Source organism: Lysinibacillus sphaericus (assembly GCF_002982115.1).
GTDB lineage: Bacteria > Bacillota > Bacilli > Bacillales_A > Planococcaceae > Lysinibacillus > Lysinibacillus sphaericus.
In genome coordinates this window covers 956,089-973,712 of sequence record NZ_CP019980.1, presented here as the reverse complement: position 1 = coordinate 973,712, position 17,624 = coordinate 956,089, and the positions used below count along the sequence as shown (strand labels likewise).

The following is a 17,624-nucleotide window of genomic DNA, read 5'->3' as shown; positions in this document are numbered from 1 at the left end:
GAGTACTCATTGAATCACCTGCCTTTAATTCAATGGTACACTACGATTTTTATAAGATTAACTGCTTCAGATATTCCTTAAAGTGATTAAGGGATTACTTATTAAATATATTAATATTCTTAAGTCGTCATTTAGAGAAGAATACCATAATAATTCATTAACGTTTTTTTATTAATTTTAATACCATGAGATTCATATAATTTTTCGTGCTTTTGGTAAAGGTAGTCAATCATAACTGCTTTTTCTTGTAACGAAGCATGATGAATTTTTCGATGGCAATTTGGACAAAGCGTAACAATATTATCTGCAAAATCAATTGTATTTTCGTAATAATCTTGCGCTGCCATAGGTATTAGGTGATGTGCTTCCATATAGGGCATTTGATTTTTTGCAGATATAAATGTGACATGACTATTATCCATTTCACATTTATAGTTACTTTTTTCCTTAGCGGCAATACTTTCAACTGGGTTTCTTGGATAACTGAAGCCATTTTGCGTTTTCTTCTTTTCTGATTTTAATTTAGGCTCAGAAATTAACCCTATGTTATTTTCATTCATATTACTTTTAATTGAAGATGTAGAATTTAGAATGCTATTAAGTTCTGTGTCATTATTTTCTTCTTCCCTCATTTGCTTAGATGTTACATAAGCTCTAAAACACGCAATTGTAGCACTTGGAAATCTATTTTCTCTTTGATTATATTCTTTAAAGTCCTGCAAAGAACTTAACTTTTCGAATTTTTTTAAAGCATTAAAACTAGCAAGTTCTTCAATCGTCTCTTTATAAATTTCTTCGTACAAGATTACAAATCTAATTAAATATCTAGCATATGAACTTGACTTCCCACTAGGTTTTATAGCATTTCCAGCTTGTTCTGTTAATAACTCTGCGAATTGTCGAAATTCATCATAAATCAGTTTATACTTAGTTCGTGTTAGTATAAAATCTTCATCAGTAGCTGTAATTTTTCGGAATATCATTGTATACCTCTTTCAAAATCCACTAGGTTCAAATGAAATGTTGCAGATTTATTAAATTCATCATGCTTGATGAGATTGATTTGATCAATATTTTTACGTGCTTTTAAATGTGCTTTCATTCTATTTTTAAAATATACAGTTTCTCCAATATAAGCCTCTTTGTTACCGTTCAGCACATAAAATGACTGGGTAATTTTAAATATTGTTCTGTGTTGCTTATTTGATCAATACTATCTAGCTTAAACGGCAAAGATAGTATTTCAATTGCTGTCATTTTTTCACCTACTATTAATGAAGCCTTTTAATTCGCTTATTCATTTACAAAAAAGCTTTTGCTATGCAATATTTGGTGAAATGATGTTCCAATAGACATTCAAGTAAAGTTATTTCGATATAGCTGTTCATTGGATAATTCCAAATTCAATTAACACTTTAATGATAACAAAGTATTAGTCGGAATTTCCACCAGTTATAATAAATTTCAAAATACTTTAATTTTCAGATATAAATTACCTTAGGGTGAAACCTATTATACAATTCTAACGTAGTATCTATTAATTCAAATTGGAATTGGAGTGAGTTTAAAGTGATTTGGTTAATTTACGAAGACTATTTTAAAAATAAAGAAAGAATCACACCTTTATTGAAAGAATTAAAATGGTACAAATGGATAATATTTTTAGTTCCACTTTTATTAGCACTTACATCGTTCTACTTTTCAATTAGTGATACTAACTGGTTATTATTCATCGGTTACATGTTTTTAGCTTTAATTAGTGGTGGATATATTGGATATGAAATAAAAAAAATTAAAGAAACGAAATATGGTACAGAAAGAGACATCTATTCTAGAAAAATTGAGCTTCTAAAAAATATTCTATTTAATTTTGAAATAACTAAAATAGAACAAATCGATATATTAATTGATCAAATTGCGGAGACAATCAGCTCTCTTAAAGTAAGCGAACAAATTTTTAATACTATCAATAAAATATGCATCATTGTAATTCTTCCTATCTCAATGTTATTCTTAAAAGAATTCACAACAAAAATTGAGTATTATGGATTAGCTATGTCAATATTTGCTTTAATCCTTGCAGTAATTGGTCTATGGTTAATGATTAAAAATGTTCTTGAACAAATATTAGATAGCCAATATAAAAATATGAAGGAATTAAAACTTTCATTAGAAGATGTAAAAATAATTTTATTAAAAGACAACCATCTATAATAATCAGTATTCAAAATACCAATAATAGTATCCAAGAAATAATCACTCCTCCAACCAAAGGAGTGATTATTAATTAACCTTCTTTTTTTTCTTAAAATTTTACATTTTTTCTCTATATACTATATTATACACTCCATATTACTCATACAACTCTTTATATTTAACAAAAAACCATTAATTTTCTGTACATTATCTAACAATAATTTGATTTAAAATAAATTCACCCAATTATTTAAATAGTGGTATATAAACAATGAGTTTTTAATAGGGCGTTTCATTTGAATAATTACAATGAATAAGCAAACGCTAGTAGCGCTTGCTTTAGTATAGTCTTATTTAAACAAATCTAAAATCTCCGAATAATCTACTTCAGGATCTGGCTCCAAAATCCCTCGTTCAATAGCATCAATCATTCGTTGTTCTTTTTCTCTCAAACGGTCATAAATACGCTCATCAATCGTATTTCGTGCACCTTCCTGACCTTCAAGCATGAAGTAGTAGTATTGAGTATAATCAGTATCTTTTAATCCTAGACGATGAATGCGGTCGCGAGATTGTAACATATGCGTTAAATTGAATGAATATTCTAGATAAATTGCATCATGACAAGTACGATGTAAGGAAACAGATTCAGCTAGAGTATGTGGATTAGTAATTAAAACATCAATTTCTTCACGTTTGAATGCCTCGATGATTTCTTCACGATCTTGTTGTGTTGTATTACCATAGATTACAGCTGCTTTGATGCCTTTTGCTTTTAAATCAGCGTATACTTTATCAATTGTATTAACAAACATGCACCATATTAAACATTGTTTGCCTTCATTGTGTAAATCGTTAGTTAACTCAATAGCAGCCTGGTATTTAGAGGTAGTCTTTACTTGTTTAATTGTTTGAATCTCGTCATCAGTAAAGACAATTTCGTCCTCATCGAAGTTATTGTACCAATTCAACTGATTTTCATCACCGTACATTTCAATACGATTAATCGCTCTTAAGAGTAGTTCGGGATTGGCAGATGCTTGAATGAGACGAATATATAGATGAAATGGATTACCAGCATACTTTTTGTATAGCAACTCAATAATATCTTGCTCTAAATGATTTGCGGGTACCCTGATGATTTCATCAGGATATACAGGCGGCACTTGAAGTTCAGTCTTTGTTGTTCTCCAGAAGAATGGATAGAGCTTATCATTAATTTTCTCTATTTTTATTACGTCAGGATTTTTCAAATCATTAATCTTAAAGTTAAAGAATTTCTTATATTCATCAGTATATAGGATATTCAAGAAGTTGTAGATATCTTCATAAGTATTCGGAATTGGTGTCCCTGTTAAAACATACTTATAAAGCGGCTTTTCAGCGATTTTTTTCGCTACTTGTGCACGCTTACTTTGAACACCTTTGATTTTGTGCACTTCGTCAAATACAAGCATTGTTCGGTCATCGATGATATCCATTAAGATTTTTTCGTACTTTTGAAGCGATTCATAGTTAATTAAAATAAGGTTCTTATTCATACTATTGATTTCCAGCTGAATAATGGGGGAATCTTCATCGTGGATATCTAGTAATCTTAGTTCCTTTTTATCGCCAAAATTCTCCGCAAACTCTAGTTTCCAAGATAGGAAGGAGTTTTTTGGTCCAATCATCACAATACGATCGACAGCATTAATTGTAGACGAATTTAGATATGAGAAAACACCATAAATCATCGAAGTTTTCCCGGCACCAGGAACAGAGAAGTTCGCTGCCTTTTTCATTTGTTGCATATAGAAGGCACTCCACATTTGCATTTCACGCAATGGTCTATGCAATTCATTACTAACTATTTTTTTGAACTCATCGAAGCAATCTAAAATTGTATTGTCCTGTGATTTCAGTAAGATTGCATATTTTGAGCGTTCCTCAATCCAATAAGCTTGCTGCTCAAGGAAGTTTGTTAATTCACTACCGACAATGAAATTGAATTTTTTACGAGTAGCAAAGCGTTCAAGTATTTTAATGACTTCTTTCATTTCGATATAGTTTAAATCAGATTTAAAATTAGGATAATCACCTTCTAAATAAGGTGCTAGTTTTTGTAAAGCATAATCTTTTGGTTTAATAGTATAAGAAGTTAGTGTATCTTCTACAATTAACTGCCCATCATTAATAGATAGAATTAGTGCATTTTCAAATAACATTTCTTGGTTCAAAATAAGCCTCCCTTTATCAAAGGTTATGATCTTTTGTTTGATAATTTCATTAATGTCCTTAATCTGAACATTCATCATTTGAGCTTTATTTGCCCAAAGAGTATTGAATTCTTGGCGAGCATGTACTATTTTTTGCATATCAAACTGAGAAGCAAGCCATGAGGTTGTAATGTCAAATGATTCAAAGTTATTTTCAATTGCTGCGTATGTTTCATTGTTGGAACCAGTGAAGTAAATTACATTTCCATCTGCATCTTCGCATAGACCAAATTTCGAATGGAATATTCCAGATGTTTTGAAGCCGATTTTAATATCTACTTTACCTATTGCAATTAAATGGGCTAGATTATAAAAATTAATTTGATCATCAGTAGTTAATCGCTCATCTAACTTCGATAATAGGCTATTCGTTAACTGTTCTCGAAGATTATAGCCTTCTTTTAGTAGGTTAAAATCTTCTTCACTAATATCTTGAGAGATAATAAGCCGCATTTTCCCATCATTTTGAATGAGGCCCTGCAAGCCCTTTGCATAAGCTGCGAGGGCTTTAGAACTGAAGTAACCACTTACTCGGTCATACGATGTTGCAATTTGCAGGACTGGGTTATAAAACTCATTCACAATATTTGAGGTGGTTGTATAATAAGAAGGCTTAAGAGGTATTTCTTTAAACACCAAATTTATCACCAAATAACTTCATTGTTGCATTGATGTTATCCATTAATGACTTAAATTCTTGTTTAGAGGCGGCATCTAAACGAGATATTTGATCCGTGTCTATAGATTCTAAAGCCGTAATTGCACGTTTTAAAGACTCGATTGGTTTCCCTTGGATATTTGTGATAATTGTTTTCGCAATTTTATCTTCAATAATTGATTCAGATTTCTTTTTAGATTCCAAATCTGTATTAACTTGGCGAATAATTTCTTTTGTAACGATCTCTTTCTCTTGAAAAGTTTCGTATACGTCTTCTACAATATCTTCATACTCTTCTAAGAATTCTTCACGATTATCGGCACGTAAAATATTTTTTCCAATATCACGGATATAACGAGTAGTGTCCCCGCGGTATGGAATTGCAAGTGCAGCGAATAGAGCATTTTTCACACGTAGATACTCTGCTTCATCAGACGAATCTTCTTTATTTAGAATCCCCATAATCTCTTGTAACGGACCATCTAAGTTCAAGTCTCTGGCAACATAATATTTACCTTCGGCGTTGATAAATTCTAGGAACTCAACCATTAGAGTCGCTTTCTTCACCATTTTTTCTACTTCTGACTTTGTCTTATTTGTATTATGAGCATAGTCTTCCACACTAAATAATTTATCTTTAACAATAACAGTATAAACTTCGACTAGATTATCTATAGGATCATAGTCGACCGGACGTTCTTCTGCGTGTTGCAAATTTAATTCCAAACGTTTAATGTCTGTATCTGTCAACCCTTCAGCTTGATCTAAAATGACTGCTTCAAAATAGAGATTTGTGCCATCTTCAGCATTGATAAGGCGTACACAAGTAAACCTTCTATTTCCATCTATTACCTTCCCATCATTCAAAACAACACCAGGTAATCGTTGACCAAAAAGTTTTATGTTCGATTTAGTTGCCTGTAGAGCCGTACTATTAGAATCAATAATGTATTGTTGTAAGATATTATTGTAACTTTCTTTATCAGAAAGATCTAATTTCTTTCCTTCAGACTCATATCTGTTAATCGAACTAATAATACGGCCATTTTGATTGTTATAATGCAGATACTTTGTTGGTATACGATAAACCTTATAATTTTTAGTGATTCCTTGAATCGTTAATTTACGTGTTGCATCCGTTTTTTGGATAATTTTTTGTTCAATTAAATCTTTTAAAGATAGATGTGTAGTCATAGTCATATGTTTGTATCTCCCTAATTAAATATATTTGTATAAATTTATTTGTAAATTTCCTCAAAGAACATATCTTTATCACAGTAAAACTTTGATAGTTCTGGTGAATAATAAACATCGTTTTTTTGCAACAATGTAATAGCTTTTTGTAGTTCAATTAGAATATTATATTTTTTGTAAATATAATCCACCAAGTCGTGACCATCAATTGTTCCATGTTCATGAACAAGCCATTCTAAAAAATCAATTAGTGATACATCATTTTCTTGAAGGATAAAGATATAGCCAGCTGCTAGATTAATGCCTTTAATCTCTGAATCTGCCCATAAAATTCGATTATAGAATATGTCTTCAAATCCTAAATTCAATAATTCATGTGTAAATCCTTTTTTTTGTAGTAGCGACAAGGAGAAATATTGATCTTTTCCAACAAACTTTTTCACCTTATTTTGGAAATCCAAAATAATAGATTTTGAAATACCGACCTGCTCTAATTTGCCTAAAGTAATATATGTGTCTTTGTCTACTTTAAATATATCTAGATTTTTCTCTAAGTCATAGATGGTTTTCCAAAAGCTTTGCGTACGATGGACAGCCAATCTTTCATTGATAAAGTAATCGTTTTTAAGAATTGCGTCCGTGAAATATCTTTCAACACTTCTATACTTATTTGTCAAAATAAATTGACCTCGAATGTTGTAGCCTAATTTATTAAGCAACATATTGTTCATAAATCTATTAGAAAAATCATCCAATTTCTGAGATCCTAACTCAGTAATTTCTTCAATTGTATGGATATCCGACGTTAAAACTGATTGTAAATAATCAACTTCTGAATCTTTTACATCTTTATATTTTACTTGGATAATATCATCGCTAATGTACTCTGAAAGTGACATCTGAAGATAGCTCTTTAATGAGTTCTTTTTTAAGTAATAAACATCATTAACATAATCTACAAAATCATTAATATGAATGGGAGCTTGTTCGAAAAATAGATTAATAATAAACTCTTTTTTCTCGGTATTACCTACTGAAAACTCAGGCATTCGGTTGTAAGTAACATTTTCTATAGAAATAAATGCTTTATAAAGATTGTGTAGTTCATTTTCATTTCGAATATCGATTGATTTCATAAACTCCAAGTTTTCACTAAAAATCTTATTCATATTATATATACCAGGTGGAAGGATTAAGAGTTCCTTTAAATGCTTAATCTCATCATTATCCAACTGGTTAAAATCATAATATCTATAGTTACAGCCTCGATCTTGTAAAGCATATACACTTCTCTCATGTAATCCACGAAGTTCAGTTGCGTCTTTAGCTAATTCTATATCATAGTTATGTTTGATAATATGCTCATTATATTTTGAGAGGAGCATATTGTCATTTGTTGAATTTCTCCCATAAAAGAAAAGCACATCTTCAAATACAGAGATTTTACTTAAAGAAGTTAACTCATTTTTATGATTAATAAATCCTTTATAATGCTGTAGAATAGTAATTCTCTGATTATCTGTAAATGGATACTCATTAATATGCTTTAACAAATCTTTCTTACCTTTTTTCAAACGTATATTTAAAAAATTATATACGATTTCTGTTTCATTGAAGAGATCACAAAATATATTTTTAGAACAGTTGAAACTCTCAAAAAATTTCTTGTATAATGCTTCTTCTTCAGTAAAAGAGATTTTTTTCAGTACCATTTTTTCACGATTAGAAATAGATTGACGTGAAACATTTTGTTCATCAGCTAATTCTTGCATAGATTTCCCATTTAATCTCTCGATTAAAACATCTATATTTTTAAGACTAGAATTTTCTTTGATATGCAGATGTAATTCTTTATACTTTTTTCTGTACCACATATTATCTTTAATAAGTAAGTCTTTTTTTAAAAAAAAATCGACATCATCTTTTTCATTTAGAAATGGTTGAGAATCCAACAATTGGTTTATAGTAAAAAATGAACCGGGCTCAAGGGATTCTAGATAATTCTTTAATAATGCTTCTTTATTAGTAGAAGTAGCATTACCATTATTCTTATCTATAAAAACTAAAGCTTCAAATTCGGTATAGGCCTTCATAATACGTTGGTATGTTGATTCACGAATATTATCAGAAGTAAGATTTGAAAATAATTTAAAATTTAAATTATCCAAATTATCATAAGTTATATTAATGGATTGTAGTAGTTTAATATTGTTTTCAGATAATCCGGTAGCAGCTAGATGTTTTATGCTGGGTTGGGTTATTTGCCCTTCAGGTAAAGTCTTTAATATATTTTTAACCTTAGCAATCATGGCTTTCTTTGAACCCATTTGTTCAAGTAAGTGAGTTGATTCATTTAAAAAATCATCGGCTGTTAACTTATAGATATTAATAAATTTATGAATTGTTGATAGGCTAATTGAACCTACTAAATGATATAAGCTATATTCATGTGATTTGGATAGCTTTTTTATTTTTACCGCCTCATTTCAAATGGTTATTTAAGAATCTATCTACTTTTTTCCTTGTAAAGAATTGCTTGTTGATAAGTCTGAATTATTGTCTAGAAAATTACAATAGCTAAAACAAAAATGACAGAAAATACAACTTGAAGTACAAAACTCTCACCCGATCCAGCAGGATTGGGTGAGAGTTTTATTGGATATAGTCTAAATAATCATTTTTATTTAGGAAAAGTTTACATAGTGCATCAGAGTAATACTGATCAATAGAACTAGATTTAAGTAAATTATTGATAGCCTCAAAATTGAGTTTTATACCAAAAGTATCATGTATTTGTTCTATAATATTATCTACTGACAAAACAGATTGGTTTGACGTCGTAAATAAAGACGTTAAAAAATGTGATAAATCTACTTTTAATGGGGTCTTAATAAAAAATAATTGACCACAAATTTTTAGTGATTTCAAACGACCAGGTCTTTTTAATAGAGATTCATAGAACAATGATTCGAATCCAAAGTCATCAATTAGATGATGGAAACCACTCTTTTTTAAAGAGACCAAAGTAAAATATTGATTTTTAGATACAAATTCCTCTACTGATTCTCTGTAAGAAATTAAAGTTGATTTTTCAATTTTAGCCGATTCAAGTGCCATTTTAGTTAGGTACATTGTGTCTTCAATTTTAAATATAGAAAAGTCATTTTCCATATTTTCTAACTTACGTTGTAAAAAAGAATTTTGCCAAGCGTCGTCTTCAGGTAATTTAAAATATCGTTCCTTAAATATCTTTACATTAAAGTATTCATCTAGACTATTAAAATTTTGATGCAATATGAATGGTGGTAGTAATCTATATCCAATGGTTTCAATCTGCTGTTCTTTTACATCGAAGTGATTAAATGATTTAAAAATGGATTGTGTAATTTTAATAAATTGATCAATCGTATAAATCTCTTTGGTTAGAAACGGTTTGATTTGCTGATAATCATATATAATAATTTGTTGATCCAATTGATTGTTATTAATTTTAAGTCTGGGTACATCTGCTAGAATATTCCCTACATAAGAAGCATTAAGCCAATATGCTTGTTTAGTAATAAGTTGACCGTCAGGTAATTCCACTGTGTCCTTAGCATTGCTAGCTTTAGGACGAATATGCATTATTTTAGATTCTCGAGTAGATGGTAAATCATTTTTTGTAATAGTTTTATTGCCTTGATTAACTAATTTTAGAGTAACACCATTTTCTAATTTGTTTTTTAATAATGACCAGAAACTTTTTAATTCATTATGTATAGTTTCTTCTGGCATCTTCCACAGTTTGAATCCATTAAAATATGTTTCTGTTCCTACAGATTGAAAAATAACAAATAAAATAGTTGTATTTGTAAATTTTTCCTTTAAGAAGCTATGTTCCCATGTTTCATTTACCGCATTATGGAATTGAACATGTTCGAATGACATAGATTCTTTTGGTATGCCGTTTTCTTTTAAACAAACTGTTTTAATAATTAAATTAAAATCTTTCTTTAATTGAGTTAGATTTATATTAGTGTACGAAAACATAGAATTAGATAAAGAGCTAATTGAAGTTTTTTTACTTACTAAATTCGCATTAAGTCCAGTTATTTGGCCTATTTCAAATATAGATTTATGTTTAAATTGTTCTAATGGAGTAATAATATTTATTATTTTATTTTGCATGTTAATGTTCTCCTTTATAATAAAAAATATATATTAAATGTACATTTGATAAATTATACACTAGATTATACTGCTAAATATGCTAAATAATAAACGAATAAAATCCAATTTATGTCTTTCAAATAAAAAAACTTGATCATTTTAATTAATTCGCTTATAATACGAATATAGAGAAAGGATGTTCGTATGCATGAATGAATGAAAACCTAAATGTTGTGGAATTATTCGCAGGAGTAGGTGGCTTTCGCCTCGCTTTAGAGAAGGCTGATAAAGATTTTTTTCAAACGTTATGGGCACCGTCAAAAAAGGCCCAGGATACGTATGAATGTTATAAAAGTGCTTTACTGAAGGTGAAGCAAGTAATGAGGATATTACAACTGTAGCTTAGCTGATAGTAAGTTCAGCTCATTACACATAGATTTATTAGTTGGAGGTTTTCCATGCCAAGACTATAGTGTGAGTCGCTCACTGAATAATGAGCAGGGCATAAACGGTAAAAAAGGTGTTCTTTTTTGGAAATTAAACGTGTCCTAGAGAATAGTCATCCGAAATATGTTTTACTAGAAAATGTGGATTGCTTGATTAAATCTCCATCTAAGCAGCGTGGGCGAGATTTCTCTATTATGTTAGCTTGTATTCTGTGATTTAGATTATATCTTTGAATGGCGTGAAATTAATGCGAGTGAGCATGGATATGCACAACGTAGACGTCGAGTTTTTATCTTTGCATATAAAAAGAACCTAAGCTTTGCTGATCAGCAAATGAAGTTGGATAAAGAAATATTTTATTTAAAGAAGGCTTCTTTGCACTTACATTCCCGGTAACCAATGAACCGTAAAAAAATCGCCGTGCATCCGTTGAATTGCCTAAAGATATTGTTGAAATCTCGGATAATTTTGCTTTTGGTTTCCATACAGCTGGTATTATGATTAATGGGAGCGTTCAGACCGTTCAACCAGAACCAATCGTAAAGAATCCTATCCCATTAAAGGAAATCTTACTTCCAGAAGAGATGGTTGATGAAGAATATTATTTAAATGAAGCAGCCATTGAAAAATTTAGCTATTTACGAGGAACCAAAAAAATTGAACGAACTTCTGCTGAAGGGCACAAATACATTTACTCTGAGGCTGGTATGTCACCTACGGATGATTTAGAATTACCCGGCCGAACAATGCTTACTAGTGAAGGAACTGTAAATCGAAGTTCACATATAGTTGAAGTAAATGGTCGAAAACGTTTCCTAACTCCGCTTGAATGTTAGCGATTTAATGGGTTTGATGATAATTGGACAGAGGGTATGCCTAAACGTATGCGTTACTTCTGTATGGGGAATGCCCTTGTAGTAGATTTAATTAAAGACATGGGTACAATGATTAAGGAAATTGATTTATTAGAACAAGAACATGTTACACAAATAACCTTAGGGATATAATACACAGGGTTTACTCTGTGTATTTTTTATAGAGATGGAGAGAAATTGAAGTTCTATGTAATCTCGTTTGATACAAAGCTTTTTAAAATGAAAGCTGAAGTAATTCAAATAGAATGGACAATAGATGACATCTAAGATGAATTGAGTAATATTATAGGTAGCGATTCATTAGAATTTGTTGATTTTAATAACGAAGTTGTAATGATTATTGATGAGGATGGTGACTTTAAGAAGAATAATCCTATATTTAGAGTAATCACAGAGGATGGTATTATACTAGATTTAGCAGGTAAAATATTGTTTGCACTTAATGTCGAAAATGAATTTAGCACAGACATTGGTAGTATTAAGTCTGGTGATATTTTCTATTTAAGAAACAACTTAGATATTCAATTATTAGGCGTAACGAGAGGAGAATGATTAGTGTTTTGCCAAAATGTAAAGGAATTCAAGATGTAATAAAGGTTCATGAAGCGAAGGATTTAGCTACCCCTCCCTCATGTGATGTTCAAGGTTTAGAATGTTGTCATATAGTTTATTATTAGCCCTATGATATTCATTTAAATTGGATTAATCAACATCTTCTTCAAATGATTCTTCTATTTCTTCAACAACAGGAGTATCGTACCCAATTATTAATATACCTTTAAGTGGTAAATTTAATCTGTCACTTGAATATAGTGCATCAAAAAATTTGCATACTTCATCAAAATCAAAATTGATTTTGTTTCTTGTTCTATATTTATTTAAAACCGCTATAGTTAAATACTCTACATTTTGCATCATACATGCTTGAAATAAATTAGAAATTTATTATTTAAAACTTCTCTTCCAGCTTCAACTTCAATAACTGATTTTAACTCTTCATTAAAAGCATCCGCAAGAAAAGATTTTTCTAATGCATTATTTCTCCCGAATAAAACAGGGACCTCGATATACTTTCCATCGGTATTATGATTTCCTTCTACTCTATATCCTAATTTTAATAGCCCATCTTTACATTCTCCTAAAATTACATCACTTTTATATTTTCTATTCGTAGGTGAAATTATCATTGTCATTTCTTTAAACACTTCAACAACACACTTTAAGAAATCCGGTAACCTATTATTCTTAGGATAAAATTGATAATTTACTGTCATAGTTTTACTTACCCCTCGCTATATTCTTTCTACTTTATACCTTTTCTTCCTTCATAAAACGTCTTAATCCTTTTTCCTTAGCATACTTCTGGAAATCTCGCTTCTGCATATCTAAATTCTATTAGACAAATGCAATAAAAAATTCGTCTTTTAAAAATAGTCAAATTTGTCTTTAGAGGCTCTAGCATTAAATTGGAATGATATAAATTTCAAAAATGGCGAAATACGTATCAACAAAGCTTTGTCACGTGGTAAGGAAAACCGTTTATATGTGAAAACGACAAAAAATAAGAGCTAAGCTTTATTCGTACGATTAAAATGGATAGAGTTACGATGGATATTTTACAAGAATGAAAAAACAACAAAAGTAAGATTATTTAATTCTCGGCTTTAATACACTACAACCAAAACAGTTAGTGTTAAGCAATGAGTGTAATGAGTATCTGCAACCTACAAAATCTCGTAAATGGATGATACAAGTTCAAAAAAAGTATAACTTAGATCAGATTACTACACACGGATTACGTCATACACATTGCAGTCTACTTTTTGAAGCTGGAGCAAGCATTAAAGAAGTACAAGATTATTTGGGTCATAGTGACATTCAAACTAGGATGAATATCTATACTCACGTAACAGAAAAAGCTAAAGAGACAGCAGCTGAAAAGTTCGCAAATTATATGAATTGTTAACTTCAAAAAAACGCCATATTAAATGCCATTGAGTTAAACTAAATGCAATTATTTAGTATAAGGCAAAATAAAAAAACCTTGCTATGAACTGCTTCCCAATTGTTAGACACATCTAACAATTGGAGGTGCAGTTTTTTTATGGTCAAATATACTGCCGAAGATAAATTACAAGCAGTTGAGCATTACTTAAATGGAAAGGAAAGTTCCTATGATTTAGCTAAATCTATGGGGACAATAAAGCAATCCTTAAATGGGTTAAACAATATGAATACAATGTGTGGAAACTTTTATTCAGCCATATACAAATTACACAGTAGCGTTTAAAATGGATGTACTAAATTTTATGATTGAAAAGGGTACGTCCTTAAACGAAACGGCAGCGATTTTTAAGATACCTGCCCCTTCAACAATTAGTGCTTGGAGAAAGCAATATGAAACGCAAGGATTAGATGCCCTTCAATCAAAGAAAAAGGGGCGTCCATCCATGAAAAAAGAATCCAATAAACAATCGAAACAAGCACCAGTTAAAGTCTCTACCGAAGCACTTGAAGCACGCATTAAACAACTAGAAATGGAAAACGAGTATTTAAAAAAGTTGAATGCCTTAGTTCAAAACAAGGAAAAATCACCAAACAGGACAAAGCACAAGTAGTCTTTGAGTTAAGGCATAAATATTCGGTGAAAGCACTTGTAAAACTCGCTGGCATTCCACGAAGTACGTACTACGATTTAGTAAAACGTATGAATCGACCAGATCCAGACGCCGATTTAAAAGCAGAAATAAAGGCGATTTATGAAGAACATGAAGGGCGTTATGGTTATCGCCGTATTCGTGACGAGCTAGCGAATCGTGGGCAAAAAGTGAATCATAAAAAAGTGCAACGTATCATGAAAGAGTTAGGTTTAAAATGTTTAGTACGTATGAAAAAGTATAAATCGTATAAAGGCAAAGTGGGTAAAATTGCGCCAAATATTTTAGACCGCCATTTTAAAGCAGATGCCCCAAATGAAAAATGGGTGACAGACATTACGGAATTTAAATTGTTTGGTGAGAAACTTTATTTATCGCCAGTTTTAGATTTATTTAACGGGGAAATTATCACGTATACAATTGGCTCTAGACCAACCTATTCACTTGTTTCAGATATGTTGGAGAAAGCGTTCGAACGTTTACCTGAGCACCATCAGCTACTCATGCATTCCGATCAGGGATGGCATTATCAAATGAAAAAATATCGTTGCGCCTTAGAATCAAGAGGGATTGTTCAAAGTATGTCTCGTAAAGGAAACTGTTACGACAACTCTGTCATGGAGAATTTCTTTGGAATTATGAAATCCGAATTCCTGTACATGAAGGAATTTGAAAGTATAGAGCATTTTAAAATAGAATTAGAAAAATATATAAATTACTATAATACGAAACGGATCAAGGCAAAATTAAAAACGAGTCCGGTGCAGTACCGAACTCATTTTACCAAAGCTGCCTAATGAAATAACCGTGTCTAACTTTTAGGGGTCACTTCAGGTTTTTTAAATTCCTTTTAAATTTGTTTTATAAATTTATATCTCATTGTATTTAGTATTTTTTCCAGAAAACTTTTCAATTGGATATTTTTCATTATTTTTTTGAAGTTTATTATTTATTATATTTACTAAGTCCATATCCGTCTCATTGGCAAATAATATCGCATAAATCAAAACATCTGCTAGCTCACCCTTCATCTTATCTAAGTTCTTTTCAACTGCTTCTTCACTCGTTTTCCATTGAAACAGCTCTAATAATTCACTTACTTCAAGTGATAAGGAGAGCGCTAGATTTTTAGGATTATGGAATTGCTGCCAGTTTCGTTGGTCTCGAAATTGCAAAATATTTTCACGTAGTTGTCTAACTCACTCATGCTATTCACCTACTTTTTGATATTCTAAAAGTTTATTGCGCAATGCTTCATCACTTGCATAAATGAACAGACCCTTAATTCCACGGTTCATCAAGATATTGATTGAGTTTAAGACGATTTTTTCCTTGGCTTCATTTACATTTTCAATTCCATCCCTGTATATGCACCTTTGTCCATATACTTACTCGTATCAATGATGATTTCATCTTTAGCAGCATCATATTGAACAGATGGCCCAAGCACGACCCCAACATATTTTAAATCAAAGCCTTGTATTGTATAAATTGGACCCGCCCATGAACAGTTTCAGCTTAATCAGCCCATGTGTATTTCGTACTTGTTGTATTCCATGGTAGTTGGTATTCACCATTTGATTCTTTCACATAGTAGGTCCCACCATCTTTTTTATGTAAGTAATCAAAAGTTGATACAATACGACTTAAACCGTGCTGTTTATTTTTGTCTTTTATTTCATCATGCATGTCCTTCAAAGATTCAAATACTTTAAATTGATCCAATTGATTACGTCATCATTTGCTTGCATGCGGAATTGGTTTGTTAACTGATATTCTTCGTGAAAAGTGCTTAATTTCTTAAGCCCTTCTAACGTTGCTGCTCCCATATGATTAGCAGCGCTATTGAAAGTGGTACATTAGAAACTATTCCAGTAGATAGAGCATTTAGTGACTATAAGGAAGCTATCACTAGAGATTCATTTCACACTTATCTTAATAAACTAGGTGTAAACCCTCGCCATATAGATAGCATTATGGATTATATTTAACATTAATACAAAAAAATCTAACCGTGCGCACCTGTTACATTTAAAGCACGGTTTTTTCATTATAAATTTAGGAGTGGCTTCAATGGAACATCTAACTCATATCAATCTTCAAACTAAACAGGCTTTTATACTAGACTCAGACGGTTCAATAATTGAAGAAGGGAAATTCATTACAGAAAAAGAGATTCAAAATTCTCAAAAACAACGAGACGCATATAGATAGAAAATTAATAGATCAATCAATATAATGGAAGGAAAGCTTGAACATCATATTGGATGTTTTCAAAATCAAATGAAAAATATAATACCTCATATCATTAACTGATTGTGGTTTTATAATTAGTTTGTTAGCAAAAATAAAAATCAAAGCGGATGGTTTATTGGTAAGTAATAATAGACCCATGACACTTACCGACATCCAAAAGTATTTAGGAAAAAGTCGTTCACAAACTTCTGTCTAACTAAAAAAATTCACTCAATTAGGCATCTTAATTAAAAAAAGGTATGGTCAAAAAAACACTATCAAGTTAATCCAGATTTACATATTATGGGCTATCACCAAAAAAAACACGAAAAAGTGTGGTTTATAAGATTATATAAAGGGAAACTTAAAGAAATGCTTAAAGAGCTATCCTTCAGGGAGATTGGCTTTATCTATAAAAGCCTTCCTATTTGCCATTACAATATGTTTTATCTAGTACATAACCCAAATGATTCATATAATTCGATTGGAGGACAACCGGAGGATACAGAGAGTCATTTTGAAAATAAACTCGAGTTTTTCAATCGTAAGGAGTTAGCCGAGTATATCAAAGAAAATATAGACAATATCACTGATGTCGTAAAATCCCTTCAAGAAAAAGGCTTAATTATGAAGTCCTCTTCTAGTCGTACAGTACTCTATAGATTACATCCTCACATAGTTTACCCTAAAGGCACTGTATCCGACTTACGGATTAAATATATTTGTGACGAATTTGATGCACATAAACGAGAAGCTTTACTTAGAAAAAATAAACTGGACGTACGATAAAAATTGGACATATGTAGCTTAATATACGAAGAAAATCGGACACAAAAAAATAGCTATAAACGTTGATATAAAAAGGTTTATAGCTATTTCCAATTAAAATGACAAAGATAGTGTTTGCACTCACTTCGTTCGCACAAACACTATATTTAAAATATAAAGTGGGAGC

General features: G+C 30.8%; 15 protein-coding genes and 3 pseudogenes. 7 read left to right on the top strand and 11 right to left on the bottom strand.

All coding sequences use genetic code 11. The annotated features are described in order from the left end of the window. Positions 1-131: 131 nt before the first annotated feature. The gene (locus LS41612_RS04860; RefSeq protein WP_024364184.1) at positions 132-983 is read right to left on the bottom strand and encodes an HNH endonuclease; all 852 of its coding nucleotides are present in this window, start codon (positions 981-983) and stop codon (positions 132-134) included. A gap of 586 nt (positions 984-1,569) precedes the next feature. Between LS41612_RS04860 and LS41612_RS04855 the strand changes: the two genes are divergently transcribed. Next, complete coding sequence (locus LS41612_RS04855) at positions 1,570-2,214, top strand: hypothetical protein (RefSeq protein ID WP_024364183.1); 645 nt, start codon at positions 1,570-1,572, stop codon at positions 2,212-2,214. Positions 2,215-2,546: 332 nt separating this feature from the next. Here LS41612_RS04855 and LS41612_RS04850 read toward each other — a convergent pair whose 3' ends face one another. The 4 genes from LS41612_RS04850 to LS41612_RS04835 all read right to left on the bottom strand — a co-directional run bounded on the left by LS41612_RS04850 (position 2,547) and on the right by LS41612_RS04835 (position 10,473). Next, positions 2,547-5,090 carry an SNF2-related protein gene (locus LS41612_RS04850; RefSeq protein ID WP_024364182.1) on the bottom strand — a complete coding sequence of 848 codons (2,544 nt, stop codon included), beginning with the start codon at positions 5,088-5,090 and terminating at the stop codon, positions 2,547-2,549. Then, on the bottom strand, positions 5,083-6,312 hold the full coding sequence (locus LS41612_RS04845; RefSeq protein WP_024364181.1) for a hypothetical protein: 1,230 nt from the start codon (positions 6,310-6,312) through the stop codon (positions 5,083-5,085). The genes LS41612_RS04850 and LS41612_RS04845 overlap by 8 nt, the downstream gene beginning before the upstream one ends. A 38-nt stretch (positions 6,313-6,350) precedes the next feature. Beyond that, on the bottom strand, positions 6,351-8,615 hold the full coding sequence (locus LS41612_RS04840; RefSeq protein WP_024364180.1) for a hypothetical protein: 2,265 nt from the start codon (positions 8,613-8,615) through the stop codon (positions 6,351-6,353). 343 nt (positions 8,616-8,958) lie between these two features. Then, positions 8,959-10,473 carry a MutH/Sau3AI family endonuclease gene (locus LS41612_RS04835; RefSeq protein WP_024364179.1) on the bottom strand — a complete coding sequence of 505 codons (1,515 nt, stop codon included), beginning with the start codon at positions 10,471-10,473 and terminating at the stop codon, positions 8,959-8,961. Between the two features lie 194 nt (positions 10,474-10,667). Between LS41612_RS04835 and dcm the strand changes: the two are divergent. Beyond that, positions 10,668-11,909 (top strand): annotated as a pseudogene (gene dcm / locus LS41612_RS23850) (DNA (cytosine-5-)-methyltransferase). 141 nt (positions 11,910-12,050) lie between these two features. After that, positions 12,051-12,329, top strand: coding sequence for a hypothetical protein (locus LS41612_RS04820; protein WP_024364176.1), 279 nt, complete (start codon positions 12,051-12,053; stop codon positions 12,327-12,329). Positions 12,330-12,479: 150 nt separating this feature from the next. Here the strand turns inward: LS41612_RS04820 and LS41612_RS04815 are convergent, their stop codons facing one another. Both LS41612_RS04815 and LS41612_RS04810 read right to left on the bottom strand, forming a co-directional pair. After that, positions 12,480-12,695, bottom strand: a complete 216-nt coding sequence (locus tag LS41612_RS04815; protein WP_137034881.1) for a hypothetical protein — start codon at positions 12,693-12,695, stop codon at positions 12,480-12,482. Then, the gene (locus tag LS41612_RS04810) at positions 12,692-13,051 is read right to left on the bottom strand and encodes a hypothetical protein (RefSeq protein WP_051147775.1); all 360 of its coding nucleotides are present in this window, start codon (positions 13,049-13,051) and stop codon (positions 12,692-12,694) included. The genes LS41612_RS04815 and LS41612_RS04810 overlap by 4 nt, the downstream gene beginning before the upstream one ends. A gap of 175 nt (positions 13,052-13,226) precedes the next feature. On the opposite strand from LS41612_RS04810, the pseudogene LS41612_RS23985 reads away from it, so the two are divergent. Together LS41612_RS23985 and LS41612_RS04800 are read left to right on the top strand one after the other, a co-directional pair. Beyond that, positions 13,227-13,743, top strand: a pseudogene (locus LS41612_RS23985) (site-specific integrase); the annotation flags it as partial. Between the two features lie 138 nt (positions 13,744-13,881). After that, positions 13,882-15,231: pseudogene (locus LS41612_RS04800) on the top strand (IS3 family transposase). Between the two features lie 72 nt (positions 15,232-15,303). Here LS41612_RS04800 and LS41612_RS04795 read toward each other — a convergent pair. The 4 genes from LS41612_RS04795 to LS41612_RS23660 all read right to left on the bottom strand — a co-directional run bounded on the left by LS41612_RS04795 (position 15,304) and on the right by LS41612_RS23660 (position 16,159). Continuing rightward, positions 15,304-15,609, bottom strand: a complete 306-nt coding sequence (locus LS41612_RS04795) for a nucleotide pyrophosphohydrolase (protein WP_024364173.1) — start codon at positions 15,607-15,609, stop codon at positions 15,304-15,306. A gap of 33 nt (positions 15,610-15,642) precedes the next feature. Further along, a complete protein-coding gene (locus LS41612_RS23845) occupies positions 15,643-15,744 on the bottom strand; it encodes a hypothetical protein (protein ID WP_371830861.1) in 102 nt (33 codons plus the stop codon). Between the two features lie 32 nt (positions 15,745-15,776). Then, complete coding sequence (locus tag LS41612_RS23665) at positions 15,777-15,884, bottom strand: hypothetical protein (RefSeq protein ID WP_255313802.1); 108 nt, start codon at positions 15,882-15,884, stop codon at positions 15,777-15,779. A gap of 68 nt (positions 15,885-15,952) precedes the next feature. Beyond that, a complete protein-coding gene (locus LS41612_RS23660) occupies positions 15,953-16,159 on the bottom strand; it encodes a DNA/RNA helicase domain-containing protein (protein WP_024364172.1) in 207 nt (68 codons plus the stop codon). 348 nt (positions 16,160-16,507) lie between these two features. On the opposite strand from LS41612_RS23660, the gene LS41612_RS23085 reads away from it, so the two are divergent. Both LS41612_RS23085 and LS41612_RS04780 read left to right on the top strand, forming a co-directional pair. After that, positions 16,508-16,648 carry a hypothetical protein gene (locus LS41612_RS23085; protein ID WP_158694848.1) on the top strand — a complete coding sequence of 47 codons (141 nt, stop codon included), beginning with the start codon at positions 16,508-16,510 and terminating at the stop codon, positions 16,646-16,648. A 324-nt stretch (positions 16,649-16,972) separates the two neighbouring features. Next, complete coding sequence (locus LS41612_RS04780) at positions 16,973-17,458, top strand: hypothetical protein (RefSeq protein WP_024364171.1); 486 nt, start codon at positions 16,973-16,975, stop codon at positions 17,456-17,458. Positions 17,459-17,624 lie beyond the last annotated feature (166 nt).

Coding starts and splice junctions, on each gene's coding strand:
- LS41612_RS04860 (WP_024364184.1), bottom strand. CDS start 983: ATGATATTCCGAAAAATTACAGCTACTGATGAAGATTTTATACTAACA.
- LS41612_RS04845 (WP_024364181.1), bottom strand. CDS start 6,312: ATGACTATGACTACACATCTATCTTTAAAAGATTTAATTGAACAAAAA.
- LS41612_RS04840 (WP_024364180.1), bottom strand. CDS start 8,615: ATGATTGCTAAGGTTAAAAATATATTAAAGACTTTACCTGAAGGGCAA.
- LS41612_RS04835 (WP_024364179.1), bottom strand. CDS start 10,473: ATGCAAAATAAAATAATAAATATTATTACTCCATTAGAACAATTTAAA.
- LS41612_RS04815 (WP_137034881.1), bottom strand. CDS start 12,695: ATGATGCAAAATGTAGAGTATTTAACTATAGCGGTTTTAAATAAATAT.
- LS41612_RS04810 (WP_051147775.1), bottom strand. CDS start 13,051: ATGACAGTAAATTATCAATTTTATCCTAAGAATAATAGGTTACCGGAT.
- LS41612_RS23085 (WP_158694848.1), top strand. CDS start 16,508: ATGGAACATCTAACTCATATCAATCTTCAAACTAAACAGGCTTTTATA.
- LS41612_RS04780 (WP_024364171.1), top strand. CDS start 16,973: ATGGGCTATCACCAAAAAAAACACGAAAAAGTGTGGTTTATAAGATTA.